Source organism: Bacillus sp. FSL H8-0516 (assembly GCF_038635285.1).
In the GTDB taxonomy this organism is placed as follows: Bacteria; Bacillota; Bacilli; order Bacillales; family Bacillaceae; genus Bacillus; species Bacillus safensis.
Genome location: NZ_CP152051.1, coordinates 2125351 through 2149409 on the forward strand (window position 1 = coordinate 2125351; position 24059 = coordinate 2149409).

At 41.5% G+C, this 24059-nt stretch carries 32 protein-coding genes and 1 riboswitch; of the genes, 4 read left to right on the forward strand and 28 right to left on the reverse strand.

Annotated features, from left to right (window positions below; genetic code table 11):
- From MHB67_RS10585 to MHB67_RS10620, 8 genes are all read right to left on the reverse strand, one after another.
- Positions 1-531, reverse strand: coding sequence for a thiol-disulfide oxidoreductase ResA (locus MHB67_RS10585; protein WP_047204114.1), 531 nt, complete (start codon positions 529-531; stop codon positions 1-3).
- A gap of 90 nt (positions 532-621) precedes the next feature.
- The gene (gene rluB, locus MHB67_RS10590; protein WP_024422842.1) at positions 622-1356 is read right to left on the reverse strand and encodes a 23S rRNA pseudouridine(2605) synthase RluB; all 735 of its coding nucleotides are present in this window, start codon (positions 1354-1356) and stop codon (positions 622-624) included.
- A 135-nt stretch (positions 1357-1491) separates the two neighbouring features.
- Positions 1492-2028, reverse strand: coding sequence for a spore maturation protein (locus MHB67_RS10595; RefSeq protein WP_024422843.1), 537 nt, complete (start codon positions 2026-2028; stop codon positions 1492-1494).
- A 4-nt stretch (positions 2029-2032) separates the two neighbouring features.
- Positions 2033-2620: a nucleoside recognition domain-containing protein gene (locus MHB67_RS10600; RefSeq protein WP_024422844.1), complete on the reverse strand. Its 588-nt coding sequence runs from the start codon at positions 2618-2620 to the stop codon at positions 2033-2035.
- Complete coding sequence (locus MHB67_RS10605) at positions 2608-3759, reverse strand: D-alanyl-D-alanine carboxypeptidase family protein (RefSeq protein WP_039179629.1); 1152 nt, start codon at positions 3757-3759, stop codon at positions 2608-2610. The genes MHB67_RS10600 and MHB67_RS10605 overlap by 13 nt, the downstream gene beginning before the upstream one ends.
- A gap of 113 nt (positions 3760-3872) precedes the next feature.
- Positions 3873-4352: a YpuI family protein gene (locus MHB67_RS10610; RefSeq protein WP_103131988.1), complete on the reverse strand. Its 480-nt coding sequence runs from the start codon at positions 4350-4352 to the stop codon at positions 3873-3875.
- 113 nt (positions 4353-4465) lie between these two features.
- The gene (scpB, locus tag MHB67_RS10615) at positions 4466-5059 is read right to left on the reverse strand and encodes an SMC-Scp complex subunit ScpB (protein ID WP_024422847.1); all 594 of its coding nucleotides are present in this window, start codon (positions 5057-5059) and stop codon (positions 4466-4468) included.
- Positions 5049-5807 (reverse strand): segregation/condensation protein A, encoded by a 759-nt coding sequence (locus tag MHB67_RS10620; RefSeq protein WP_024422848.1) that lies wholly within the window; start codon positions 5805-5807, stop codon positions 5049-5051. Before MHB67_RS10620 ends, scpB begins: the two co-directional genes overlap by 11 nt.
- A gap of 209 nt (positions 5808-6016) precedes the next feature.
- On the opposite strand from MHB67_RS10620, the gene MHB67_RS10625 reads away from it, so the two are divergent.
- Entirely contained in the window at positions 6017-6109 is a 93-nt protein-coding gene (locus tag MHB67_RS10625) for a YjcZ family sporulation protein (RefSeq protein WP_012010430.1), read from the forward strand.
- A 90-nt stretch (positions 6110-6199) separates the two neighbouring features.
- Positions 6200-6724, forward strand: coding sequence for a DUF309 domain-containing protein (locus MHB67_RS10630; RefSeq protein ID WP_122631059.1), 525 nt, complete (start codon positions 6200-6202; stop codon positions 6722-6724).
- Between the two features lie 24 nt (positions 6725-6748).
- Here the strand turns inward: MHB67_RS10630 and MHB67_RS10635 are convergent, their stop codons facing one another.
- From MHB67_RS10635 to MHB67_RS10665, 7 genes are all read right to left on the reverse strand, one after another.
- Positions 6749-7102: a GNAT family N-acetyltransferase gene (locus MHB67_RS10635; protein ID WP_024422850.1), complete on the reverse strand. Its 354-nt coding sequence runs from the start codon at positions 7100-7102 to the stop codon at positions 6749-6751.
- Between the two features lie 113 nt (positions 7103-7215).
- On the reverse strand, positions 7216-7680 hold the full coding sequence (ribE, locus tag MHB67_RS10640) for a 6,7-dimethyl-8-ribityllumazine synthase (RefSeq protein ID WP_029706184.1): 465 nt from the start codon (positions 7678-7680) through the stop codon (positions 7216-7218).
- A 26-nt stretch (positions 7681-7706) separates the two neighbouring features.
- Positions 7707-8333: a 3,4-dihydroxy-2-butanone-4-phosphate synthase gene (gene ribB / locus MHB67_RS10645; RefSeq protein WP_122631060.1), complete on the reverse strand. Its 627-nt coding sequence runs from the start codon at positions 8331-8333 to the stop codon at positions 7707-7709.
- An 11-nt stretch (positions 8334-8344) separates the two neighbouring features.
- Entirely contained in the window at positions 8345-8995 is a 651-nt protein-coding gene (gene ribE / locus MHB67_RS10650) for a riboflavin synthase (protein WP_122631061.1), read from the reverse strand.
- Positions 8996-9248: 253 nt separating this feature from the next.
- Positions 9249-9390: riboswitch (FMN riboswitch) on the reverse strand.
- 107 nt (positions 9391-9497) lie between these two features.
- The gene (locus MHB67_RS10655) at positions 9498-9842 is read right to left on the reverse strand and encodes a hypothetical protein (RefSeq protein ID WP_034623431.1); all 345 of its coding nucleotides are present in this window, start codon (positions 9840-9842) and stop codon (positions 9498-9500) included.
- A gap of 229 nt (positions 9843-10071) precedes the next feature.
- A complete protein-coding gene (locus tag MHB67_RS10660; RefSeq protein ID WP_024422853.1) occupies positions 10072-10308 on the reverse strand; it encodes a DUF2164 domain-containing protein in 237 nt (78 codons plus the stop codon).
- A 212-nt stretch (positions 10309-10520) separates the two neighbouring features.
- Complete coding sequence (locus tag MHB67_RS10665) at positions 10521-11102, reverse strand: TetR/AcrR family transcriptional regulator (protein WP_122631062.1); 582 nt, start codon at positions 11100-11102, stop codon at positions 10521-10523.
- A 311-nt stretch (positions 11103-11413) separates the two neighbouring features.
- Here MHB67_RS10665 and MHB67_RS10670 point away from each other — a divergent pair, with 311 nt between their 5' ends.
- Positions 11414-12628 (forward strand): MFS transporter, encoded by a 1215-nt coding sequence (locus MHB67_RS10670; protein ID WP_249365988.1) that lies wholly within the window; start codon positions 11414-11416, stop codon positions 12626-12628.
- A gap of 228 nt (positions 12629-12856) precedes the next feature.
- Here the strand turns inward: MHB67_RS10670 and MHB67_RS10675 are convergent, their stop codons facing one another.
- A complete protein-coding gene (locus MHB67_RS10675; RefSeq protein WP_008359679.1) occupies positions 12857-13294 on the reverse strand; it encodes a peptidylprolyl isomerase in 438 nt (145 codons plus the stop codon).
- A 322-nt stretch (positions 13295-13616) separates the two neighbouring features.
- On the opposite strand from MHB67_RS10675, the gene MHB67_RS10680 reads away from it, so the two are divergent.
- Positions 13617-14501: a DUF1002 domain-containing protein gene (locus tag MHB67_RS10680; RefSeq protein ID WP_024428065.1), complete on the forward strand. Its 885-nt coding sequence runs from the start codon at positions 13617-13619 to the stop codon at positions 14499-14501.
- 39 nt (positions 14502-14540) lie between these two features.
- Here MHB67_RS10680 and lysA read toward each other — a convergent pair whose 3' ends face one another.
- From lysA to MHB67_RS10740, 12 genes are all read right to left on the reverse strand, one after another.
- Positions 14541-15866, reverse strand: a complete 1326-nt coding sequence (gene lysA / locus MHB67_RS10685) for a diaminopimelate decarboxylase (protein WP_024428064.1) — start codon at positions 15864-15866, stop codon at positions 14541-14543.
- Between the two features lie 115 nt (positions 15867-15981).
- The gene (locus MHB67_RS10690) at positions 15982-17463 is read right to left on the reverse strand and encodes a spore germination protein (protein WP_024428063.1); all 1482 of its coding nucleotides are present in this window, start codon (positions 17461-17463) and stop codon (positions 15982-15984) included.
- Entirely contained in the window at positions 17408-18016 is a 609-nt protein-coding gene (locus tag MHB67_RS10695; RefSeq protein WP_024422859.1) for a stage V sporulation protein AE, read from the reverse strand. The genes MHB67_RS10690 and MHB67_RS10695 overlap by 56 nt, the downstream gene beginning before the upstream one ends.
- 6 nt (positions 18017-18022) lie before the next feature.
- Complete coding sequence (gene spoVAE, locus MHB67_RS10700) at positions 18023-18373, reverse strand: stage V sporulation protein AE (protein WP_007501045.1); 351 nt, start codon at positions 18371-18373, stop codon at positions 18023-18025.
- Positions 18373-19389: a stage V sporulation protein AD gene (gene spoVAD, locus MHB67_RS10705; protein ID WP_024428061.1), complete on the reverse strand. Its 1017-nt coding sequence runs from the start codon at positions 19387-19389 to the stop codon at positions 18373-18375. The genes spoVAE and spoVAD overlap by 1 nt, the downstream gene beginning before the upstream one ends.
- Positions 19390-19401: 12 nt before the next feature.
- Positions 19402-19854 carry a stage V sporulation protein AC gene (spoVAC, locus tag MHB67_RS10710; RefSeq protein ID WP_024422861.1) on the reverse strand — a complete coding sequence of 151 codons (453 nt, stop codon included), beginning with the start codon at positions 19852-19854 and terminating at the stop codon, positions 19402-19404.
- Between the two features lie 20 nt (positions 19855-19874).
- Positions 19875-20291, reverse strand: coding sequence for a stage V sporulation protein AB (locus MHB67_RS10715; protein ID WP_024422862.1), 417 nt, complete (start codon positions 20289-20291; stop codon positions 19875-19877).
- Complete coding sequence (locus MHB67_RS10720) at positions 20281-20901, reverse strand: stage V sporulation protein AA (RefSeq protein ID WP_024422863.1); 621 nt, start codon at positions 20899-20901, stop codon at positions 20281-20283. The genes MHB67_RS10715 and MHB67_RS10720 overlap by 11 nt, the downstream gene beginning before the upstream one ends.
- A 114-nt stretch (positions 20902-21015) precedes the next feature.
- Positions 21016-21783, reverse strand: coding sequence for an RNA polymerase sporulation sigma factor SigF (gene sigF, locus MHB67_RS10725; RefSeq protein ID WP_024422864.1), 768 nt, complete (start codon positions 21781-21783; stop codon positions 21016-21018).
- A 13-nt stretch (positions 21784-21796) separates the two neighbouring features.
- Positions 21797-22237 carry an anti-sigma F factor gene (gene spoIIAB, locus MHB67_RS10730; protein WP_024422865.1) on the reverse strand — a complete coding sequence of 147 codons (441 nt, stop codon included), beginning with the start codon at positions 22235-22237 and terminating at the stop codon, positions 21797-21799.
- A complete protein-coding gene (spoIIAA, locus tag MHB67_RS10735) occupies positions 22234-22587 on the reverse strand; it encodes an anti-sigma F factor antagonist (RefSeq protein ID WP_024422866.1) in 354 nt (117 codons plus the stop codon). Before spoIIAA ends, spoIIAB begins: the two co-directional genes overlap by 4 nt.
- Before the next feature lie 161 nt (positions 22588-22748).
- Positions 22749-23936, reverse strand: coding sequence for a D-alanyl-D-alanine carboxypeptidase family protein (locus MHB67_RS10740; protein WP_024428060.1), 1188 nt, complete (start codon positions 23934-23936; stop codon positions 22749-22751).
- Positions 23937-24059 lie beyond the last annotated feature (123 nt).

Below are 24059 nucleotides of genomic sequence, written 5' to 3' on the forward strand. Positions count from 1 at the left end.
CTATGACCCCTTTGGTTTAATCAAATTCATATACTCATAGATTTGACGTTCTGTCATTGTTCCCTTTATGACTTTGATTACCTTGCCTTCAGGATTAAGTAAAAGCGTAGTTGGCAACTGCCCAATATCATACGCCTCTGTCACTTGTCGATCTTTGTCCATGGCAACAGGAAAATTCACGCCATAGGATTCCATAAAATTTTTCACGGCAATCTTGGATTCCGCAACATTGACTGCAACAATTTCCACACCGCGATCCTTGAACACTTCATATTGATTCGCCATATAAGGAAATTCTTGTTTACACGGCCCACACCATGTACCCCAAAAATTAAGAAAGACACCTTTGCCTTTTAAGTCCTTTAACTCAATCCGATCCCCATCGACAGATTGAAGGACAAAGTTTGGCGCAATAGATCCTTCTTTGACTCGATCCTGTTTGGCAAATACTGAGTTATACATTGTATAACATAGTGCAGCAAGCATCACGAGGAGAATGCCCGTCCGTATGAAAAACCGTCTTTTTTTCATCTGAAGTACCCCTTCCCCATAGACATTCAGGTAAATTATAGCATTCTCCTTCTTTTGATGCTTCTTCATTTTTTGAAGTTTATGTGAAAATTAAAAAGCGCTTTTCCCATGATCAGCAATTGCTCTCAGGCGCTTTACTTCATGCGGAGACAATTCTCTGCGGTCTCCTGGTCTCATACCTTCAATATGAAGGAACGAATATTGCTCCCTTTTTAGCTTTAACACATCATGTCCAATCGCTTCAAACATGCGGCGCACCTGTCTGTTTCTGCCTTCGTGAATGGTTAATTGAACAATACAAGTTTGTTTTCGTTTATCAATAGAAAGCATTTTCGCACGAGCAGGTGCTGTTTTTTTATGATCTAACATGATCCCTTTTTCTAGCTTTCTAAGCAGTTCCTTTGATGGAATGCCTTTTAGCTTCGCTGCATACGTTTTATCAATTTCGTATTTCGGGTGCATGAGCTTATGGGCAAATTCCCCATCATTTGTAATCAAAATCAAACCGCTCGTATCATAATCTAACCGCCCGATTGGATAAAGGCGCTGCGGGACATCATCAAAGAAATCTGTGACGACCTTGCGTCCTTTATCATCCTCGGCAGCCGAAATGACGCCGCGCGGTTTATAAAGCATAAAGTAAACCGGTTCTTCTCTTTCAAGCTTTAATCCATTGACTTCAATTTTATCTGAAGAGCCCACCTTCACTCCGAGCTCTGTCACTGTTTGACCATTAACGGTAACTCGTCCTTCTTTAATTAATTCTTCAGCCTTTCGTCTTGAAGCGACGCCGGCATGTGCAATTACTTTCTGTAAACGTTCCATTTGTCTTTCACCTCATGTACTATCTTACTTGCTTGACTTAAAACAAACAAGCATTCGTGGAAAAATAAGCGTTTCGTCTGTCTAATTTCAGCTAAAAAGCGATTTTCCATCCATGAAATACAAAAAAGCGCCTGATTAGGCGCCGCTAAATAACAAACTGACGATAATCACAGAGGCAATGACACCAATGAGATCTGCTAGCAAACCTACTTTCAGCGCATCTCCCATTTTTTTAATCCCGACTGCTCCAAAATAGACCGTTAAAATGTAAAGGGTGGTGTCTGTTGACCCTTGCATGACAGCTGCAAGCTGGCCAATAAAAGAATCTGGGCCATACGTCGCTATTAAGTCAGATGTCATTCCAAGTGCAGCCGTTCCTGATATCGGGCGAATAAACGCAAGCGGCACGACTTCTGGCGGGAAACCAATCGCTGTAAAGACTGGTTTTAATAGTCCCATAACAAAATCAAGCGCACCTGATGCACGAAATATCGTAATGGCTACAAGCATACCGACTAAATAGGGAATGATTGAAAAGGCAATTTGAATGCCCTCTTTTCCTCCCTCCACAAATGTTTCATAGGTTGGTACCTTTTTAATGGTTCCAGCAATCAAAATTCCTGCGATGATCAGTGGAATCAAAGCAAGTGACAGCCAGTTAATAAATGCCACAAGATCACCCCCGCCTGCTTCTGCGATAGTGGAAATAACGATCGATGATAATTGCACCGATTCCTGAAATGAGTGTTGCTAAAATGGTTGGCCCTACAATGTCTGTTGGCTGATCTGCCCCATAGGTCATTCTTATTGCAATGACGGTTGTTGGCACAAGTGTGATAGAGGATGTGTTGACCGCTAGAAATGTAATCATAGAACGGCTTGCCTCATTTTTTCCGCCGTTTAATGCTTTCATCTGCTCCATCGCCTTAATCCCAAGCGGTGTAGCGGCATTCCCGAGACCAAAGAAATTCGCCATGAGATTGGATAAAATATATCCCATCGCAGGATGATTAGGCGGAATATCCGGGAATAGCTTTGAAATAAAGGGCCGGCACAATTTACTAAAGAAATTTAACAGCCCTGCCTCTTCGGCAATCTTCATGAGCCCGAGCCAAAAAACGAGGACACTAATCAAACCAATTGAAATGGTAACCGCTTCTTTTGAGCCTTTAAATACAGCCTCGTTCACTTCCTGCATCGTTCCATTAAACATCGCATAGACAAGACCGATGACAGTGAGAAATACCCAAATTAGATTGACCATGAAGATCCGCCTATAGATGTCTGAAAGACAGACTTAAACATTTCTTGAAAGCTTTTTTGAGGCATGCGGTTTCGTTTATTTTCATAAAAAATCGGTAATTGCTCGATCACCTGTCCATCTAATAAAATCGTCATTTTTCCTACAACATCTGGGATGGCTTCGGCGTTTTTTTTCCATTTCTTTTTAGGGGTGAGCATTTCCGTTTCAATTTTGACAAGTTTTTTCTCATCTTCATTTAAAAAATAGTCCACATCACGCTTGATAAACGCTTTTTTTTCGTAAAAGGTCCCTTTTAACGAAGCAAGCCTTCCTTTTTCAGCAAGCACATACGTTTTATAGTGATCAAATGCATATTCAAACATAGAAATATGATCCTTCCAGTCGTCAGGTGCATTAATGGTCACAGCGATCAGCTGAGCATCACCCTTTGCAGCGGTGGAGACAAGTGTTCGTTTTGCAAGCTTTGTATATCCTGTTTTCCCTCCAGTGGAATATTCGTATAAACCGGTAAGCAGCTTGTTTTTATTTTTCCAATAGCCTTCCATTGTCTTCGCTTTATAGAAAGTTGTACCGGCAATTTTTTGATATTGTTTATGTTTCATCGCGTATTTTGTTAGGATCGCCATGTCATAGGCTGATGAATAATGATTTTTATGATCATCGAGTCCGTGCGGATTTTGAAAATTCGTATTCTCCATTCCTAGTTCAGCCGCCTTTTGATTCATCATAAAGATAAATCCTTCTAAGCTGCCGCCAACATGCTCTGCAATGGCAACAGCTGCATCATTTCCAGAACGCAGCATGAGCCCGTATGTCAAATCTTCTAAGCTCACCTTCTGCCCTTCCTTTAAATAAATGGATGAACCCTCCGCCTGAATCGCACGTTTTGATACTTTGACAGTATCTTTCATTTTTCCTGATTCAATGGCTAATACAGCCGTCATGATTTTTGTAATACTGGCGATTCTTCTTTTTTCGTGCTCGTCCTTTCCAAATAGGACTCTGCCTGACTGTCCATCTATTAAAATGGCGCTTCTTGCACTCACTGATAATGAAATGTCTGCTTTGGCATGTGAGGAAAAAGGCAGTAAGAGTGTAAATAGAAGAAGGACTGCTGTTCCAATTTTTAAATAGGGCATGTTCATTCACGTCCTTGTCCGTTTTGTACAAGTGTATGCTCAGCTGAAAAAGTTATGATGCCTCGTCCATAAAAAAAAGCGCCTCTACATATAGAGGCGCTTCTTCGACTTACTTATACCATTTTCACTTGCTGATGAGAAGTCGTATATTCCAGCTCTTCTCTCATCGCTAAAAAGTCTTTTTCTAATGAAGAAAATAATTGTTTCATATCAGCGGATACTTCATGGTGAAAAACAATGCTGCTTTTTCCTGTATAGGCCGAACGGCTGTCTTCATACCATGTATCCTTTTTAGGCGTGAAAAATTCTTCAATACATTGATGATAAATACGGTGGAGCATCTGCTGTGCGGCTTGCTGCGGGAATGTCTGCTGCTGGCCTATTTTCCTGCAAACTGCTGCTGCATCCTCGCTGTACACTGCAAGCTTCCGTAATGTACTCAATATGTCACAATAATAGGCTTCCGCTTCGGGGTTTAATCGTTTCAAGCTTGATAAGGTGGTTTCGTTCAGAAAACCATTCATTTCAATTGCAACCTTTGATAAAAAGACGCCTGCTTGATCAACTTGAGCCTTTACATTCATATGTGCCATTTGTTTCGTGTTTACCTTCCCCTCATGGCTTTGTCACCATTTTATCTGTCATCAAAAGATTTTAGACCTAAAATCTTTTTTATATTTTATCATACATTTTTCATTCTTTTGAACTATTTTATGTCTTCAAATGTTTGATTGAAGTTTTCAAAAAATAGATCGGCCTCTTCTTGTACTCCATCTGCTTCTACATTCTCTGGAAGCGGCGGTAATTCATCTAAAGCTTTTAAGCCAAATTGCTCTAAAAAGGTAGGGGTTGTCCCATAAAGAATCGCTCGTCCCGGACCATCGGCACGTCCTACTTCACAGAGCAGTGCTTTGGCTACTAAGCTATGAAGTACCCGCTCTGATTTGACTCCTCTAATCTCCTCTACCTCACTGCGTGTAATCGGCTGTTTATAAGAAACAATGGCAAGCACCTCCAGCGCTGCCTGCGACAAACCCTTGGATGGTGTCTCGACTAATTTTTTTAAATACATGCTGTATTCTTTTTTCGTCAGCAGCATATATGAATCTGCATATTCAATGAGCTCAATCCCTCGTTCTTGTTTTTGATATTCTTCCTTTACGGATGACATAATGTCGAGTAATACCGACTCATCTACTTCAAGAACAGACATGAGCTGTTTTCTTGTTAAGCCTTCGTCACCTGCTGCATACAGCAGCGCTTCTAAGATGGCTTTCCAATTCACGATATCAAGCGTCATGAATCGTTTCACTCCCTATGATATAAATGTCTTCAAAGTTCCCTTCCTGCTCTAGCATGATTTGATGACTTTTCATCAATTCGAGAACAGCAAGAAACGTCACGACAAGGTGTTCCTTTTGATCATGTTGAAATAGAGTCATGAAATTGGTCCGCTTTTTTGTTTTTCTTAAATGGTTCATAATCTCATTCATTTTGTCTTCAATCGGGATTTCTTGTCTTGTAATCTTTGATGGTGCTGGTTTCGTTATTTTCTTTCGATTTAATACCTTTTGGAACGCACCTAACATATCATACACCGTTACGTGTAAATTTGTGTCCTTCGCTTCTGATTCTTTTGCAAATTCGCTTAAATCACTCGGTGGTTTTGTAAAGGCATTTTGCCTTTCTTCTTCGCGTTCCTTTAGTTCTTGTGCTGCATTTTTATACTTGCGGTATTCAATCAATTTGCCAATCAGCTCTTCGCGAGGGTCTTCTTCCTCTTCGAGCAGGTCTTCATCAAACAGCTCTTCCTCTTGTTTCGGAAGAAGCATTCTGCTTTTAATACTCAGGAGGGTTGCAGCCATGACCAAATATTCACTCGCAACATCGAGCTCAAGCTCCCTCATCGTGTGGACATATAATAAATACTGCTCCGTAATTTTAGCGACGGGAATATCATAAATATCAATTTCCAACCGGTTAATTAAATGTAAAAGCAAGTCCAAAGGACCCTCAAACGAATCTATTTTCACCTGATATTCCAGCATCTTTTTCTCACCATTTCTACTGTCTTCTAAGTACCGTTTCACCGGCTAACCTTTAGTATAAGACAGGATAAAGCTCTCGTCCAATATAATTTCGGCCATGATGCCTTAGGCAAATCGAGAAAAACAGTGGATCCGCCCATACCAATAAGGGCATTTATACATAGAATACCATTGTAATCAGAACTGATGAAAAAGGAGGCCGTATCATTATGGGAGATGGCTATAACTTCGGCGGAGGATTCGCGCTTATTGTCGTGCTTTTCATCTTGCTGATCATCGTTGGCGCGGCTTGGGTTTATTAAAGAAACAGAGCGTCCTTTTCACTAAAGGGACGCTCTTTCTTCTTTTCTTTTCGATATGTTAGACTGAGAGTGGAAAAGGAGATGACCGCTGTGTATCCTGAAGCGTACGTGGCTTTTTTACACGAATTTCATACGACAAGAGATTATTTTGAGTGTCATGAAATTTTAGAGGAATATTGGAAAGAAGATCCCCCTGAGCAGCGCAAAGAATATTGGGTCGGGCTCATTCAGCTCGCTGTTGCTTTGTATCATCAAAGGCGGGGAAATGGAAAAGGAGCAAAACGGCTCATTTCTAACAGTCTTCATTTGTTAGAAGCAAACCGTTCAGTATTATCGAATCTCGGTCTGGATGATGAGGCATTTCTGATGCTTCTGAGAACGCTGAAAAAGAAAATGGATGAAGATACGCCCTATGAAAGTGTGATGCTGCCAATCAAAGATGAAGCACTTCTTTCTTTATGCCAAGAAATGGCCCAAAAAGAAGGACTGCTCTTTGGACAGGAAAGCAACTTATCCCATACATTTTTAATCGAAAAACATAGACTCCGTGACCGGACAGAAGTTTTGCTGGAACGAAAAAAGCAGATTGAACGTAAAAAAAGCAGAGGACTGTAGCCTCTGCTTTTACATGTGTGATATTTAATTTGATTCGCTGTGACACTTATGAAAGAAGCCTTGCGTTAATTCATTTGGAATGAGTGTTTTGGTTTTAAATATTTCTTCCACGGCTAAAACCATTTCCTTGCCGATTCCTTGATCACGATGGGATGGATTCACACTAATATGCTCAATTTGTACTTGGTCGTCTGTTTTCAACACACCAATAGCACCTACAATATCCTCGCCATCTTTCCATAGGAACAGCTGCCGATCTTCATCCATTTCATATGACTTCATCGTCTGCTGAAGCTGTTTGACGTCTTTCTCACCCGGCATAAAGGACAGAAGTCCCATGGCAATTTTTTCAAAAGACCTCTTGTAACGAATTAACATATATACCCCTCAATATTCAAATTATCCTAATTTCCAGCAAATGTCTTATGATTCATTTGCTCATCACACATTATAAACATTTTTATACCGTTTTTAAACTCTTTTTCACTAAATTAAGAGAATGTTCGATTGAGATTCGCCATTTCAATAGCAGCTGCAGCCGATTCGCTGCCTTTATTTCCTGCTTTTGTACCAGCTCTTTCAATGGCTTGTTCAATAGATTCTGTTGTGAGTACACCAAAGATAATCGGTACCCCTGTTGACATAGCACTCTGAGCAATTCCTTTAGCAGCTTCATTACAAACGTAATCATAGTGAGTCGTTGCGCCTCTGATCACGGTTCCAAGTGTGATGACTGCATCATATTTTTTGGTTTCTGCTAATTTTTTTGCCATGTACGGGATTTCAAAAGCGCCTGGTACCCACACAACATCGATATCATCACCATTTGCTCCGTGTCTGAGTAATGTATCTTCTGCTCCATCTAACAGTTTACTTGTAATAAAATCATTGAATCTCGCTACAACGATTGCAAATTTTAGTCCTTCTGCTACTACATGGCCTTGTATTGTATTCATATGTTGATCATCCTTTTTTGTGATTTTTATTTTGTTTCAATAGCGGCTGTTCGATTGTTGTTTAAATATGACTGTAATGCTTCGATTGTCAGCATCTTTAAATCATGCTGTTTTTGGATCTCCTTTAGTTCAGGGACGCGCGCCATTGATCCATCTGCATTCATAATTTCACATATGACACCCGCTGGCTCTGAGCCTGCCAGTTTAGCAAGATCAACCGCCGCCTCTGTATGACCTGGTCTTTCTAGTACGCCGCCCTCTTTTGCAATAAGCGGAAAAACATGACCTGGTCGGGCAAACTCTTCTGGTTTTGCGTCTTTATTTAACATGGCCAGCATGGTCGTGGAGCGCTCAAAAGCACTAATACCAGTCGTCGTTGTCACATGGTCGATGCTTACTGTAAACGCTGTATGGTGTGCATCCGTATTATGTTCAACCATTGGATGCAGATTCAGGTGTTTGGCGATCGACGCATGGACTGGCGTACAAATGAGGCCTCTTCCATGTAAAGCCATGAAGTTAATCACCTCAGGTGTGGCATGCTCAGCAAGTGCCACAAAGTCTCCTTCATTTTCTCTGTCTTCATCATCCACTACGATAATGATTTCTCCTTGTTTAAGGGCATTTACTGCCTCATTAACGGAATGATACATACAATCGCCTCCTAGAATCCGTGCTCTTTTAGAAATGATGGGGTCAATCGAGATGGCTGTTTTTCGCTCTGCTCTTTTGTTAAAAAGCGATAAATGTATTTACCGATCATGTCACACTCTATATTCACGATATCCCCCATAGATTTAGTCGGGAAAATAGTTCCTTCAAGCGTGTGAGGAATAATAGAGACTGTGACATGTGAATCTCGCAAATCGAAAATGGTCAAGCTGACACCATCTATTGCGATCGAACCCTTTTGGGTGAGCATATCTGTGAGGGTCTTGTTCATCTTTAAATCATAGTAAATGGCATTACTCTTCTTTTCTATCCGGGTAATGACAGCCGTTCCATCAACATGGCCTGAGACAAAATGGCCGCCAAATCGTCCATTTGAGGACATGGCTCGCTCTAAATTCACTGGACTGCCTTTTGTCAGCTGATCCAGCGATGTCGCTTTGACCGTCTCTGGCATCACATCTGCCGCGAACTGTTCTTTTGTGAAGCTAGTGACTGTGAGACATACTCCATTAATGGCAATACTGTCTCCGAGGTGAACATCTTCCAGCACACGGCTGCATGTAATGACAATTTCCATGGCATCTACTGACTTTTTACTTAATGACTGAACGGTGCCAACTTCTTCAATTATCCCCGTAAACATGTGATCCTCCCTTTCGTTTCATTTGTATTTCTCACTTTTAAAAAAAGCGATGTTAGGGACATGTGATCGATTGAGCACCTTCGTCGCTTTTTATGGTCCATACAAGGTAGATGAGGGATCACCTAATAAACACTGCATGCAGTCTATTAACGACAAAATCATACAGAAAGCCCCGGAAAAAATTCCGGGGCTTTGGTTTTTTTGCATCAGAAATAAGACTATGATCAACAAATATTTTTCGTTCATAGCTTTCTTTATCCTTCTCCCATCCAGACTTTCACTGTCGGCTTCAGCTTTTCACTGAATCAACCGTTAATAAATTAACGGGTCACGGGCTGTAAAGCATTTGCTTTATTACCGTCGGTCGGGATTTTCACCCTGCCCCGAAGGATACAATCGATATTTAGCTGTCCTTGGGGCTATTATAGCGATCCTTGTTGTCAAATGCAACAATCAAGATTTCTTCACACAAAAAAAGCCTCCTTATAGGAAAGGAGACATGTTAATTAACGACTTTTACTACTTTTATCAGTCCATCTATTCTTTTTTCATTACTAAAGTAGGCTTTAATACGATCGCCTTTTTTCAGATCGGCCACATCATCTTCAAATTTCTTACCATTAAAAATGATTTTTGTGCCATTCTTCGCTTGACCGTAATATTCATCTCCATCAATTTTCGTAATGGTATATTCATAGATGGTGTAATCTTTATCATTATTTGTTAAGCTTTCGCCAATAGCTGTTGGCACATCTTCAATTTTCATGCCATTCATGTATAAATAACCTGCGCCTAAACAAAGCAGTAAAACAAATAAGATCGCCATTTTTAATTTAATTTTCCCCATATTTAGAACCTCCATCATCTGCACTTCGCCTATTTGTATGTTTTATTCCTTCTTTTATTGAAATAAAACCAAAAAAGCTGATTTTCATTAATGGTTATTTATATAACGATTCAGATGGCCTTTTGGTTCCACCTCTTAATCATTACATATGATACGAATATGCGTTCTTTATTAAGGGGGTCTTTTTCCTGTTTATTAGTTCGTAACACACCATACTGCAAGCTTTTCATTATATTCTTTTTTCGAGTGCAAATAAGTCTTCCTCTAATAATTGTGACCGCTGAACAGCGATGCTGCGGCTGTCGCGAACCCCTTGATTATAGTAGTAGCTTCCAAGGTTTTTTGTGATAAATTCTAGTATATTAATGGCTGCTAATTCACCAATCTCTTCTTCTCGTTCTTCGGCAAAATAACGCTGAATGGCCATCGTCATTTGATTTTTCTCTTCTTTTGTGAGTGGTTTCAAAGTATCCCCTTCTTTCTTTCCGATTTCTTCATTTGCATCTGATGTGCTGGCACCCCGCAAATACGAATGTTTGTTCTCCTATCATATCATAAAAATACATTCTGCGCATGACTGCCCTATAAGAAAAAGCGTATTTTGATGTAATGGATCAAATACGTTTTCACTATGCTGTATGATTTTTTCATGGAAGCTGTCATAGCGTGTTGTCCATTTTATTTTAAAATGGATAGGATCGTCGCTACAGAATGATCTACAAATGAACGCTCTGGACGTGACTTCATGAGGACGGTAAGCCCGATGAAAGAAACGACCAGTGTCTGTGCTAAGGCTTTAGCATTCAAGCTGCTTTCAAGCTCACCCGAGCGAATACCTTGCACAATCTTTTCTTCAAATATGACCGAAAGATACATCTGATGCTCTCTTGTCAGAATTTCAAATTTCTCTTCGTGTGGAGCAAGTTCCACTATCGTATTAATGCAAAAACAGCCTTTACTCGGGCCATCTCTATATTCCTCTTCCACTACATCTGTAAATAAAGTATGAAATGCTTTCTTTACAGATTGATTGTTTTGAAGTTTTGTTCGAATATGGGCTGCATGCTGCTTTGTATATTTACGTAATGCAGCCTCAAATAACTCCTCTTTATCTCCAAAGGCTGAGTATAAGCTTGGCCGCTGTATTCCCATTTTTGCAGTCAAATCGCTTAACGTTGTAGCTCTATACCCCTTTTCCCAAAAAAGCACCATTGCATCATCCAACGCTTTTTCCTCATCAAACTCACGCTGTCGAACCATCCTCAATTCCTCTTTTCAACAATAAAATCATTTCACCAAAACAATTATTCATTTATTTGTAAGGATATCATTTTTTATTACCAATCAGTACATTATAATTTTATTTTATTCATGTAAGATTGTCAAACTGTCTTTCTGCTTTCAAGATCAACTTAGAATGACTGGATTAAACTCTTGACTTCAAAACATTTTGTTCGTTATCCTTAACAGGAATCATTTTATACTGATCGATATATTATACTTTTTAGTATAAAAAGGAGAGGGTGCAATGAATGGGCAAAGATAAAATAACTCCAAGAGATCATCCTGATATGAATTTTCGAATAAAACCTGAATCAAAGATGAGTCACTATATGGCACTACTTTTTGCAGCAGCGTGCGGGATGGCTGTTGCAAACATATACTTCGCACAACCGTTACTAGATTCACTGGCAGACGAGTTCGGTATCACGTATTCATCCATTGGTATTGTCATTACGATTACTCAGCTTTGTTATGCGGCGGGGCTGCTACTGATAGTACCGCTTGGTGATCTGTTGAATCGACGACGGCTCATTATCAGTCAGATGCTTTTATCTGTGCTTGCCCTCATTCTAGTCGGCATCGCTCCTATCGTCACCGTCCTATTTCTAGGATTAGCAGTGGTCGGACTGCTCGCTGTAGTCACTCAGGTACTCGTTGCGTTTGCAGCAAGTTGGGCTGCTCCAGAAGAACGCGGCCGTATCGTCGGCTTGGTGCAAAGTGGAATCGTAACCGGCATTCTTCTCGCTCGAACCTTTGCTGGTGTATTAACCGATTTTGCTGGCTGGAGGTCTGTTTATCTTGTTTCTGCCGTCATCATGCTTATCCTAATTGGCGTATTGTTCCGAGTGCTCCCGCGTGATGACAGCAAAAGAGAGTCATTATCCTATGTTCATCTGCTTCGTTCAATGTTTATATTGTTCATACAAGAACGAATCCTGCGCATCCGGGGGATTTTGGCTCTTCTGATTTTTATCGTCTTTGGTACGTTATGGACTTCACTCGTACTGCCTCTCAGTACTGCGCCATACTCTCTTTCACATACTGCAATTGGCGCATTTGGTCTTGCTGGAGCAGCCGGAGCGTTAGGGGCTGCTCGGGCTGGCAGCCTTGCTGATCGAGGTTTTGGACAGTTCACAACTGGTATAGCCCTTGTCCTATTATTCATTTCATGGTTTTTCATCAGTTTGACTGAACATTCACTTATTGCATTAGTCATTGGCATTATCATTCTTGACCTATCTGTGCAGGCAGTTCATGTGACCAACCAGAGTATGATTTTTACAGTACGGGCTGAGGCGAGAAGCCGGCTTACTGCGGCTTACATGATTTTTTACTCCATCGGCAGTGCGACCGGTTCAATTGTTTCAACCAGTATATACGCGACCTATGGCTGGGGCGGAGTATGTCTCTTTGGTTCCTCTATCAGCGCTTTAGCCATTTTGTATTGGTTCATCACCTACCGCCTAACGAAACAAATCACAGTCGTCTCACAAACAAAATAAAAAAACACCGCGATTAAGCGGTGTCTTTTATTGTTGACAAAGGGCTAAAATGAACTTGATTTTAGCCCTTTGTCTTCTTTCAGCGTGTTTGAAAACCTTTGAAGTCTAGGAAGGGCGAGCACTGGAACGGAGCGAATTTAACATTCGTGAGTACCGGAGCGCAGACCTGACACCGAATGCAAGGGTTTGTCTACACGCTGAAACACCGCGATTAAGCGGTGTTTTAGATTAAGCATCTACAACTTCAACTTTTTCCATGCCTTGGCCTTGCTCCATATCAAGTACAGCCTCGATACCAGATGTTACCTTGCCAAAAACAGTGTGAACACCGTTTAAGTGCGGCTGCGGGTCATGTACGATAAAGAATTGGCTGCCGCCTGTGTCTTTACCAGCATGTGCCATTGATAATGAACCTCTTTCGTGCTGATGAGGATTTCCTTCTGTTTCACATTTAATTGTGTAACCAGGACCACCCGTTCCATTACCGTTTGGGTCGCCGCCTTGGCTGACGAAGCCTGGGATCACGCGGTGGAATTTTAATCCATCGTAGAAGCCTTCATTCGCTAATTTTTCAAAGTTTGCTACTGTACCTGGAGCAGCCTCTGGGTAAAGTTCAAACTCAATTTTCTTTCCATTCGTTAATTGTATGTATCCTTTTTTCGCCATTTTTCACATTCTCCTTTCAGGTTAAACAACGCTCATTATAGCACATTTTCGGTGATGTTAAACATCCCCTGCTCTTCGATTGTCATTTACCTCTTAATTGATGATTGATAAAATAGGGTTGCTTGATTCTTTTTTCCTAATAAAATGATATTTGACTAAATGACATGTCTTCATTTATCGGAACAGGAACACATCTTAAAAAGAAAATTGAAACGTCAAGCCAATTTGTTACGTCTATATGATGGAGTGCACTACTTTACGTGTACTCAAAAGCTAAAGTTTCTCTTGAAAGGGGAACGCTTTCGACTTGAAGGAGGTCAACATGTTTAAAAAAATGATGCTTGGTATGATGGCAGCGCTCCTTTTCCTAATTGGTGCGCCAAAAGTCAGCTTAGCGGATGCAGCTGTCGGCGATGTCATCGTCACACTCGGGCAAGACCTAACACCGGCTGATCGCCAGAAGGTGCTTGACGAGTTGAATCCACCTGAAAATGCGACAAAAATTGAAGTAACCAATAAAGAAGAGCACGAATATTTAGGAAAGTATATCCCTCGTTCTCAAATCGGGACGAGAGCATTATCATCTTCATCGATCACCATTGAAAAATCAGGTACAGGTCTCACTGTGGATACACACAACATCAAGACCATTACAGATGAGATGTATTTAAATGCTTTAATGACAGCAGGTGTCAAAGATGCCAAGGTTGTCGTGACTGCTCCATTTGAAGTATCTGGTACAGCCGCACTGACAGGCTTACTAAAAGCGTATGAGGTGTCAAGCGACAAAGCCATTCCAGAAGATGTGAAGCAGGTGGCAAACGAAGAGCTTGTGACAACTTCTAAATTGGGTGACTCTATCGGGAAAGATAACGCTTCTGCCCTTATTGCAAAAATCAAAGATGACATTGCAAAAAATGGTGTCCCTAAAACCACAAAAGAAGTAGAAGAAAAAGTGGATCAGGCTGCTTCTGATTTGAATTTAAATCTGACGCAGGATCAAAAAGATCAGCTTGTCTCGCTATTTGATAAAATGAAAAACATCAATATCGATTGGAATCAAGTAGGATCTCAAATTGATAAAGCAAAAGACAAGATTACTAAATTCATAGAATCGGATGAAGGGAAAAACCTTCTTCAAAAGATTTGGGATTTCTTTGTCTCCATTTGGAATGCGATCGTTTCTGTATTCACTGGAGGAAAATAATTCATGAAAAAAAGCTGCCTGAACTCCAGGCGGCTTTTTTTAAGTAGATGATTTCACTTTTGATTGATACGGTAAATCAAGTTTCACAATGTCCTCATATGTTTCACGCTCAACCACAAGCTGCGCTTCCCCGTCTTCTACAAACACAACAGCTGGGCGCGGGATACGGTTATAGTTGTTTGACATACTATAGCCGTAAGCTCCGGTACAAAAGACAGCTAATAAATCCCCTTGTGATAATTCTGGCAGATCGATATCCCAAATGAGCATATCTCCGCTTTCACAGCATTTCCCGGCAATTGAAACCGTTTGATCATGCGTTTGGCTCATTTTGTTGGCACTTGCGGCTTCATATTTCGCTTGATATAAAGCTGGACGAATGTTATCACTCATTCCGCCATCTATCGCTACATAATCACGGATGCCAGGTACATGTTTTGATGATCCGATCGTATAAAGAGTCGTCCCTGCATCTCCAACAAGAGAACGGCCTGGTTCTATCCAAATCTCTGGCATATCGAACTGGTAGCGGGCCACGTTCTCTTTCACAGCTTGGATAATTTTTTCGACATATTCTGTCGCAGGAAGTGGTTCATCCTCTTCTGTATAACGAATCCCAAAGCCGCCGCCTAAGTTTAATACCGTAGAAATAAAACCAAATGATTCTCTCCATTCATCCAGCTTCAAAAAGATTTTATCGGCTGCAAGGACAAAACCAGCCGTATCAAAAATTTGTGAACCGATATGACAATGAACACCTAAAAGCTCGATCACTTCTGAACCAAGCACTTGTTTCACCGCTTCATCTGCTTGTCCATTGTGAAGATCAAAGCCAAATTTTGAATCCTCTTGACCTGTCGTAATGTAATCATGCGTATGCGCTTCGACACCAGGCGTGATGCGGAGCAATACTTTCACTTTTTTTGACAGCTCTTGACCAAGCTGTTCAATGAGCTTCATTTCATAGAAATTATCCACAACAATACAGCCGATCCCATGCTCTAAAGCCATTTTTAATTCTTCTCTGCTTTTATTATTGCCATGGAAATGAATTTTTTCTACTGGGAATCCAGCGCAAATGGCTGTGTGAAGCTCACCTCCTGATACGACATCAAGAGATAATCCTTCTTCTTTGGCAAGCTGAAACATGGCGATGGAGGAAAATGCTTTACTCGCATATGCTACCTGCGCCGTTAATTCTTCTTCTATAAATGCTTTTTGAAAGCTTTTTGCGCGCTCCCGTATTAAAGCCACATCATATACATAAAGTGGTGTCCCATACGTTTCAGCTAAAGAAACGGCATCAACACCACCAATTTCTAAATGACCAAGTTCATTTTGTCTGCAAGTGCCGTGTAAATACAATGTCATTCCCTCTTTCTCCGCTTCGGCTGAAAAAAGGCAGCTGCGTGAGCTGCCTTTTGCCGTGTCTCAAAGTTAAAAATACAATATCACAATCTTCAGCCACTTTCAATGAGCGTTAAGAATTTGGCGGAATTTTTGATCTGTTTTGAGGGTGAACGATGCTCGGCCTTACTTTTGAGCCAGGAACAGACGTCCGAATCAGCACTTGCCACAAAGCCTTTCCATTAAAAGGAATGAATGGCCACATATAAGGCGTCTGCAATGAACGAATAGATGTTAAATAAATGATTAACAACGTAAAACCAATGATGAGTCCATTCAGCTTAAAAATTGCCACTAGTGCTAGAATGATGAGCCTTACAATCTTATTGGCGACACTCAGCTCATAGCTTGGCGTTGTAAAGGTACCGATCGCCGCCAGCGAGACGTATAAGATGACCTCTGGTGTAAACAAACCGACATCAATAGCGATTTGTCCAATTAAAACAGCCGCGATCAATCCCATGGCGGTCGACAATGCGGTTGGCGTATGAATGGCTGCCATCCTTAAAAACTCCACCCCGAAATCAGCAAGAAATACTTGGAGAATGACAGGGATATGAGAAGGTTTGTTAAACCCAATATAGCTTAAATTGTCAGGCAGGAGATTTGGTTCGAGAATAAAAAGAAACCAAATCGGCAAAAGAAAGGTAGAACATAAAATGCCTAAAAAGCGTACCCATCTTAGGAACGTACCAACAGCAGGCGCCTGGCGGTATTCTTCTGCATGCTGAACGTGGTGAAAAATAGTGGTTGGTGTAATGATGACACTAGGGGATGTATCCGTAATGATGATGACATGCCCTTCTAATATGTGGTTAGCGGCGACATCCGGACGCTCGGTGTAACGCACTAGCGGAAAGGGATTATATCCTTGCTTAATTATAAATTCTTCAATCGTTTTATCAGACATCGTCAGCCCATCGACTTTGATTCCTGATACTTCTTTTTCTATAATATCTACTAAGTCAGGGTCTGCAATATCTTCAATATAGCAAACACAAACATCCGCTTTTGAACGTTCACCTACTTTGAGCATTTTGTATCTCAGCTTTTCATCCCGCACTCTTCTTCGAATAAGTGCTGTATTCACAATAATGTTCTCAACAAAGCCGTCCCTTGCTCCCCTGACCACCTTTTCTGTATCCGGCTCTTCAGGCATTCTGCCAGGATAGCTTCTAACATCAATGATAAAGGCGTAGTTTTCACCTTCTACAACGACTGCTACAAGCCCAGACAGTACTTGATCCACTGCTTCATCCAGCGTTTCTACCTTGGAGACCTGCTGATTGACAAGGCGGTTCTCGACTACATGTGCAAGATCATCGGATTCAGGCTCGTTGTCATTGATTTCGATTAGCTCTTTTAATAAGTAGATAATATACTGTGTATCACACAATCCGTTTACATAGTAAAGCTGGATTTCCTGATCGTGTATATAAATTTTCCGAACACCAAGGTCAAAGCTGAGACCCATTCCGACATTTTCCTTGAAGTAATCTTCATTTTTCTTCGGGTCTCGGTACACGTTTACCTTGTCTTTCTTCATGGAAACCACTCCTTTCTAATATTAATTCCACTGCTTTCATCGTGATTGGAGATCCCTTGCTCAGATCATCTTTCCGTCCCATCTTGCCAATATCTCCAATACCGACAACTAACGGAAGATTGAGGGAGTCAAGACAATACACTGTATCACCGCTCATTTTATGGGGCTCCATTTCGGGAAGACCGTGTTTGTCGACACCGTATTCTGTCAGTTCACCTTCCCTGTCAATGGAGACATGGACCTTTGTCCATTCGGCTTGGTGCGTTTTGGATGCAACTGCAATCGCTCCAATGACTTCGATTTCAGGGTGGCGCGCCACATGTTTCATCGCTGTCTCACCTGTTCCTTCACCTGTCAGTCCAGAATCATCAAACATCACAAAGACTGGATCATACGGCGTTTTTAAAATCATCTGAACAAGTTCAGGTCCTGTCCGTTTGCTTGGATTTCCTTTTGAGCTAGAAATACATCGTCCGCCAACGTTTTTAGCGGCAAGCTCAATGGTTTTGGCAGCATATATATCTCCGTCTGTCACTAAAATGACTTTCCGTCTTTGCCCCATATTCGGTTATCCTTTCGGTTTAAAGATAAGTGCGATAATAAATGAAAATAAAATCGCAGCTGATATTCCAGCAGAGGTTAATTCAAAGATACCGATACCGATGCCGATGAATCCGTGCACATCTGCCTGATGCATGGCCCCATGAAGCAAGCTATGACCAAAGCTGACAATTGGTACGGTTGCGCCCGCGCCTGCAAATTCAATAAACTTATCATAAATACCGAATCCGTCTAAAATGGTACCTGCCACAACAAAAGTAGTCATGACATGTGCAGGCGTGAGTTTGAGTACATCTAGCAAAAGCTGGCCAATGACGCAAATAAGTCCGCCTGCCACAAAAGCGATAAGATAATCCATTAGCTCTCTCCTCCTGCACGCTCAAATACGACACCGTGCGCAATGGTTGGAATGGTCTCTTTTTGCTGAACCATCATTGGGCTGAGTAACGCCCCGGTTGCCACAACGAGTACTCTTTGCAGATTCCCTGCTTTCATTTCTTGAAAAATATGACTAAATGTCACAACCGCTGAACAAGCACAGCCGCTGCCTCCAGCGAATACGTTTTGGTCGGGTGTATAGATGATTAAACCGCAATCATCGTGCTTTCGCCCAAGCTGAATGCCTTCTTCTTTCAAGAGATCCTTTAAGATCGGTGAACCAATGCCTGATAAATCTCCAGTTAAAATCAAATCGTAATCATCTACTGTTCTGCCTAAGTCTTCTAAATGCTGCTTGATGGTATCTGCCGCTGCTGGTGCCATGGCCGATCCCATATCAAATGGATCTGTAATGCCAAGATCCATGACCCTGCCTACCGTTGCGCTCGTAATTTGAATTTGAGAGGGCTCTTGGCTGATAATAACGGCTCCGCCACCAGTTACTGTACTTGTTGCTGTATCTGGCTTTTGTCCCCCGTATTCTGTCGGATTACGAAATTGGCGTTCTGCAGTCGCATTGTGACTGCTTGTTGCTGCGATGGCTCTATTTGCAAAGCCGCCATCAATGAGTGCTGACGCAATGGCGACCGATTCCATTGAAGTCGAGCATGCCCCAAACAAGCAGAGAAACGGGATCTTCAGCTCTCTTGCCACATAGTTTGCTGTGACGTTCTGGTTGAGTAAATCTCCAGCCAGCAAAAGATCAATATCGCTTTTTTGTAAATTTGCTTTTGATAAAGCGGTTGATATCGCATCATCCATGAGCTTCCTTTCAGCCATTTCCCAGTTCTTTTGATCACAGTGCATTTCATCGTACGTTTTATCAATTAAATGACCAATCGGGCCTTCTTTTTCTTTCGGTCCTGCAGCAGTTCCTTCTGCATTGACATAAAGCTTGTGCTCAAATACCCAAGATTGTTTACCTGTTAGTTTCACCTTTCATTCCTCCTACGAAAACATCTTTTCCAAGACGTATCGAATGATCCCTACGACATATGCCGAAACGACACCAAATACAATGACGTTCCCAGCGAGTTTAAACATATTTGTGGCAACACCTAAAACAAGCCCTTCACTTTTATGCTCAAGGGCAGCACTTGTCATACTGTTAGCAAAGCCTGTCACCGGGACAGCTGATCCGGCTCCAGCAAACTGGCCGATTCTATCGTAAATACCGATACCCGTTAATAGAGAAGAAATTAAAATGAGGGTCGCCACTGTCGGGTTCCCTGCTGTCTTTTCGTTAAAATCAAAAAAGTGGATATAGAAATGTTGCAGCCCCTCACCTATCAGACAGATTAAACCGCCAACTAAAAACGCCTTAATGCAGTTGAGGACATAAGGAGGTTTGGGCTGATATGTTTTCACCTTAGATGGATAGTTCTCTTTTAAACTCGACACGTGTTGTTCCCTCCAATTGATTAAATATAAATAAGCCAATGAAATAGTGAACCAAATACCTTTCCTAAGACGATGGCCATGAGCAGCAAAACAATTTTCCCGTCCATTCCAATTCTTTTCGTTAATATAGGAAGTACATTTAATACTTCAGTGAGTGCAGCTGCAAGCATGCCGACGAAGATGCCTGATAAAAGACCGACCGGCATCGCCAGCCATTTGGTTAAATGAAGATGTATTTGACTTAAGGTGGCCCAGCCCCCAACAACCGCCCCGCTAATAACAGCCGCCTCGTACCCTTGTATGAAGCGCTGCGTTTTGGTTAATTGCATTAAGCGGGGAATGATGCCAAGCACTGTAAGAAAAGCCACAAATCCTGCTCCGACCGTTAAACCGCCGCCAAGTCCAACGAGTACGACAAAAAGCCACTTACCGATCATGGATATCCTTCAATGTTTCTTTATTTTCATTGAGTGCGACATAATGATCGAGATCGAGCTGATATTTAAACATTTCCACTTCGAGCGGACTTGGTTCTTCATTTAAACGCTTTTTAAATACATGATTGAAAAACAAAATCATGCCAAAACCGAGTCCAAAGCTATATGGAATTTGTAATAAATACGGATGCTCAACCGTTTTCCCTGTGATCATTTCATATAGGCGGATATGAACGAGCCGCATACTGACATCCTCGTGGAAATTCATAATGGCAAGCGCCGCTCCAACAAATAATAGGAGCCATACAAACACAAATAAAACGGGAGAAAGCTGGCGTTTGCCTGTATCAATTTCAACAATGGCCTCAGAGCCGCCAACGGTTTGAATGTCGATATCTGGCCACGTTTTTTTGATCGTTTTGACGACATGCATGATATCAAGAACGGCGATGTGACGATCCTTTTTGCTGACATGATACACCGGCATTTTACTAAGCTTTTGCACAGCAAACTCATCACCAGTGATTTGGGCGATATCCTCTAAATAAATGAGCTGATCAATACCGGTCTTGATTCGATGGCGCAGCCGAATAAAGATTTGTCCGTCCATCCAAGTCACTTCCTATACGATGGGTTAAAAATAGTATGTGGTGAAAAATGGTTCTCATACTGATAGAACTTGATTTACCGGTAATTACCACACAAAAAAAGCCAGCCGAATTGGCTAGCTGTCTTTTTGATCCATTTGCATTTGGATTTGTTTTAAAATTTTCTTTTCAAGCCGTGAGACTTGTACTTGTGAAATGCCAAGTCTCTCTGCAACCTCAGATTGTGTCTGGTCTTTATAATACCTTAAATACACAATGAGTTTTTCCCGTTCTTCTAATTCCTTGATCGCTTCTTTCAGTGCGATTTTGTCAAACCATCTTTCCTCAGAATGATCGGCAATTTGATCAAGCAATGTAATCGGATCCCCATCATTTTCATACACCGTTTCATGAATGGATGAAGGGGAGCGCACCGCTTCTTGTGCGAGGACGACATCCTCTGGTGTGATATCAAGATATTCGGCAATTTCCTGAACAGTCGGCATTCTTCCATGAGACTTAGACAATTCATCCCTTGCCCGCCGAATTTTATTTCCGAGTTCCTTTAATGACCGGCTGACTTTGACCGTTCCATCATCCCGAATGAATCGCTGAATTTCTCCAATGATCATGGGGACGGCGTACGTTGAAAATTTTACATCATATGACAAATCAAATTTATCAACAGATTTCAGCAGTCCAATACAGCCAATCTGAAATAGATCATCTGGTTCATATCCCCTATTTAAAAAGCGCTGAACAACGGACCAAACAAGACGCATGTTTTTTTCTACGAGGAGGTCTCTTGCTTGCTGATCACCGTCTTGGCTTTTTTTGATGAGCTCTTTGACTTCATCATTTGACAGCTGGGCTTTTTTAGCTTGCTTTTTTACCTCCACATCCATATGAGCAGCTCCTTTAATTACAAAGCGCTTTGCTTTTTGATAGATGCTTTGTTAAACGGATGGTCGTGCCCATTTCTGGAGATGAGTCCACCATGACATCATCCATAAAATTCTCCATGATGGTAAAGCCCATTCCAGAGCGCTCTAAGTCTGGTTTTGTGGTGAAAAGCGGCTGTCTTGCTTCCTCAAGATCGGTAATACCCATCCCTTCGTCACGGATGGTGAGGTAAACGACATGATCATCTAATGTGACATGGATGTGCACCTTGCCATCTGGATTCCCATCATAGCCATGGATGATGGAGTTTGTCACTGCCTCAGATACGACGGTCTTGATTTCTGTTAATTCATCTAAAGTCGGATCAAGCTGAGCGATAAACGCCGCGACTGTCACCCTCGCAAACGATTCATTTTGGCTTAATGCCGAAAAAGTCAGGTTCATTTCATTTCTCATGATGCCACCCCCAATGTTTGCAAAGCCGTTTGCTCAGAAGGCTCCATCCGAATAATTTTAAACAAGCCAGACATATCAAATAACCGGTTCACTGCTGGCGAGATGGCACAGACGACCATTTCCCCGCCAAGCTGCTTAATTTCTTTATATCTTCCTAAAATCACTCCGAGTCCAGAGCTGTCCATAAACGATAAATCAGCCAGATTCAGCACAATGTGGCGAATGTCCTCTGTTTCCAAATAATTCGTCACCTTTTGTCTCAATGTTTCTGCGGAGTGATGATCGAGCTCTCCTGTTAACCGAATGCAAAGTACGCTCTCTTTTACTTGAAAATCAATACCAAGGCTCATTTTTTATTCCTCCTTGCTCTAATTTCGGATAATGAATGTTTCTCTTTTATATGAAGTAAATCCTTCACCATGACAAAACTAGTGACCATTCGTCACATTTAGATGTTCTTTTCTTTTTACTCATAGCAAAAAGACTGCCAATAACAGCAGCCTTTCGCCTTTTATTTCCATTTTACAAAATCAGCCATCGCCCGTTTGAAGAAAGTCCAAACGCTTGCCTTTTCCATTCCTTCTTTTGCTTCTACAGGACTTTCATGCAGCACTTTTCCATCTTTTTTCAAGACGATCGTACCAAGTTCCGTTCCTTTTGAAAATGGAGCCTTGACATCATGAGACAATTTGATTTCTTTTTTGATCTGATCCACATTTTCGCCTTTTTTCGTTAAAAGGGAGATCGGTTCAGAAGTAACGAGCTGAATGTTTTTCTTTTTCCCTTTGCTCACTTTGACCTCCGCCACATCTTGCCCTCTTTTGTAAAGCGGATGAGTCGTATATTGACTAAATGCGTAATCTAACATTTTGACTACCTGAGCGTTTCTGTCTTTCGGCGTGCTTGCGCCGAAGACAACTGCAATGACGCGCATGTTACCTTTTTTAGCAGATGCAGTTAAACAGTATTTCGCTTCACCTGTAAAACCTGTTTTCACCCCATCGACCCCTGGATAAAATTTAATTAGACGGTTTGTGTTGACAAGCCAGAATTTTTTATCTGTGTTTTGCCGTAGATAGTCTTCGTAGACACCTGTGAATTTGGTGATTTGTTCGTATTTCAACAGCTCTTTTGCCATTATTGCCATATCGTGAGCTGTGCTGTAATGGTCTTTTTCAGGAAGTCCTGTTGGGTTTTGAAAGACTGTTGAGGTGAGGCCAAGCTCTTTCGCTCTTTTGTTCATCTGCTCTACGAACTGTTCTTCAGATCCTGCAATATGCTCTGCCATGGCAACTGAAGCATCATTTCCTGAAGCAATCGCAATGCCTTTCAGCATTTCTTTCACGGTCATTTCTTCTCCTGGTTCAAGGAAGATTTGTGACCCTCCCATGGACGCTGCATAGTCGCTCGTTCTGACCTTGTCTGTCATTTTCAGTTTACCCTGATCAATGGCTTCCATGATGAGAAGCATCGTCATGATTTTGGTCATACTTGCGGGTGCAAGCTTTTCATCGCTGTTTTTGTTGTAAAGCACCTTTCCCGTGTCTCGTTCTATTAAGATCGCTGATTTGGCTTCGTGTGCCAATTCTGATGTTTGCTTTTCTCCTGGTTTTTCAATCTTTTCTTTTGCTATCGCTGATGGTGAAACCATTGAGATAAGGATCATTAAAATAAACAATGCACATATATGACGTTTCAAGTGGCAGACCTCCATTATCGTAATCCTTTCTATTTTTTCCTCATACAGGCTGTTTTATTCAGAGATCGTATGATTGCAAATAAAAAAAGCCTTCTGCTTGGGTAGCAGAAGGCTTCTGGACAC

Bases quoted from the DNA above. Each gene is read 5' to 3' on its own strand.
- scpB (WP_024422847.1), bottom strand. From the start codon at position 5,059: ATGACGCTTGATATCGTGAATTGGAAAGCCATCTTAGAAGCGCTGCTG.
- MHB67_RS10680 (WP_024428065.1), top strand. From the start codon at position 13,617: ATGTTTAAAAAAATGATGCTTGGTATGATGGCAGCGCTCCTTTTCCTA.
- MHB67_RS10715 (WP_024422862.1), bottom strand. From the start codon at position 20,291: ATGATCGGTAAGTGGCTTTTTGTCGTACTCGTTGGACTTGGCGGCGGT.
- MHB67_RS10585 (WP_047204114.1), bottom strand. From the start codon at position 531: ATGAAAAAAAGACGGTTTTTCATACGGACGGGCATTCTCCTCGTGATG.
- MHB67_RS10665 (WP_122631062.1), bottom strand. From the start codon at position 11,102: ATGGTTCGACAGCGTGAGTTTGATGAGGAAAAAGCGTTGGATGATGCA.
- MHB67_RS10635 (WP_024422850.1), bottom strand. From the start codon at position 7,102: ATGTTAATTCGTTACAAGAGGTCTTTTGAAAAAATTGCCATGGGACTT.
- MHB67_RS10670 (WP_249365988.1), top strand. From the start codon at position 11,414: ATGAATTTTCGAATAAAACCTGAATCAAAGATGAGTCACTATATGGCA.
- MHB67_RS10600 (WP_024422844.1), bottom strand. From the start codon at position 2,620: ATGGTCAATCTAATTTGGGTATTTCTCACTGTCATCGGTCTTGTCTAT.
- MHB67_RS10720 (WP_024422863.1), bottom strand. From the start codon at position 20,901: ATGGACGGACAAATCTTTATTCGGCTGCGCCATCGAATCAAGACCGGT.
- MHB67_RS10620 (WP_024422848.1), bottom strand. From the start codon at position 5,807: ATGCTGGAATATCAGGTGAAAATAGATTCGTTTGAGGGTCCTTTGGAC.
- ribE (WP_122631061.1), bottom strand. From the start codon at position 8,995: ATGTTTACGGGGATAATTGAAGAAGTTGGCACCGTTCAGTCATTAAGT.
- ribB (WP_122631060.1), bottom strand. From the start codon at position 8,333: ATGTATCATTCCGTTAATGAGGCAGTAAATGCCCTTAAACAAGGAGAA.
- MHB67_RS10610 (WP_103131988.1), bottom strand. From the start codon at position 4,352: ATGGCACATATGAATGTAAAGGCTCAAGTTGATCAAGCAGGCGTCTTT.
- MHB67_RS10675 (WP_008359679.1), bottom strand. From the start codon at position 13,294: ATGGCGAAAAAAGGATACATACAATTAACGAATGGAAAGAAAATTGAG.
- spoVAE (WP_007501045.1), bottom strand. From the start codon at position 18,373: ATGGATTATCTTATCGCTTTTGTGGCAGGCGGACTTATTTGCGTCATT.
- MHB67_RS10655 (WP_034623431.1), bottom strand. From the start codon at position 9,842: ATGGGGAAAATTAAATTAAAAATGGCGATCTTATTTGTTTTACTGCTT.
- rluB (WP_024422842.1), bottom strand. From the start codon at position 1,356: ATGGAACGTTTACAGAAAGTAATTGCACATGCCGGCGTCGCTTCAAGA.
- ribE (WP_029706184.1), bottom strand. From the start codon at position 7,680: ATGAATACAATACAAGGCCATGTAGTAGCAGAAGGACTAAAATTTGCA.
- MHB67_RS10605 (WP_039179629.1), bottom strand. From the start codon at position 3,759: ATGCCCTATTTAAAAATTGGAACAGCAGTCCTTCTTCTATTTACACTC.
- spoIIAB (WP_024422865.1), bottom strand. From the start codon at position 22,237: ATGAGAAATGAAATGAACCTGACTTTTTCGGCATTAAGCCAAAATGAA.
- MHB67_RS10625 (WP_012010430.1), top strand. From the start codon at position 6,017: ATGGGAGATGGCTATAACTTCGGCGGAGGATTCGCGCTTATTGTCGTG.
- spoIIAA (WP_024422866.1), bottom strand. From the start codon at position 22,587: ATGAGCCTTGGTATTGATTTTCAAGTAAAAGAGAGCGTACTTTGCATT.
- MHB67_RS10695 (WP_024422859.1), bottom strand. From the start codon at position 18,016: ATGGGGCAAAGACGGAAAGTCATTTTAGTGACAGACGGAGATATATAT.
- sigF (WP_024422864.1), bottom strand. From the start codon at position 21,783: ATGGATGTGGAGGTAAAAAAGCAAGCTAAAAAAGCCCAGCTGTCAAAT.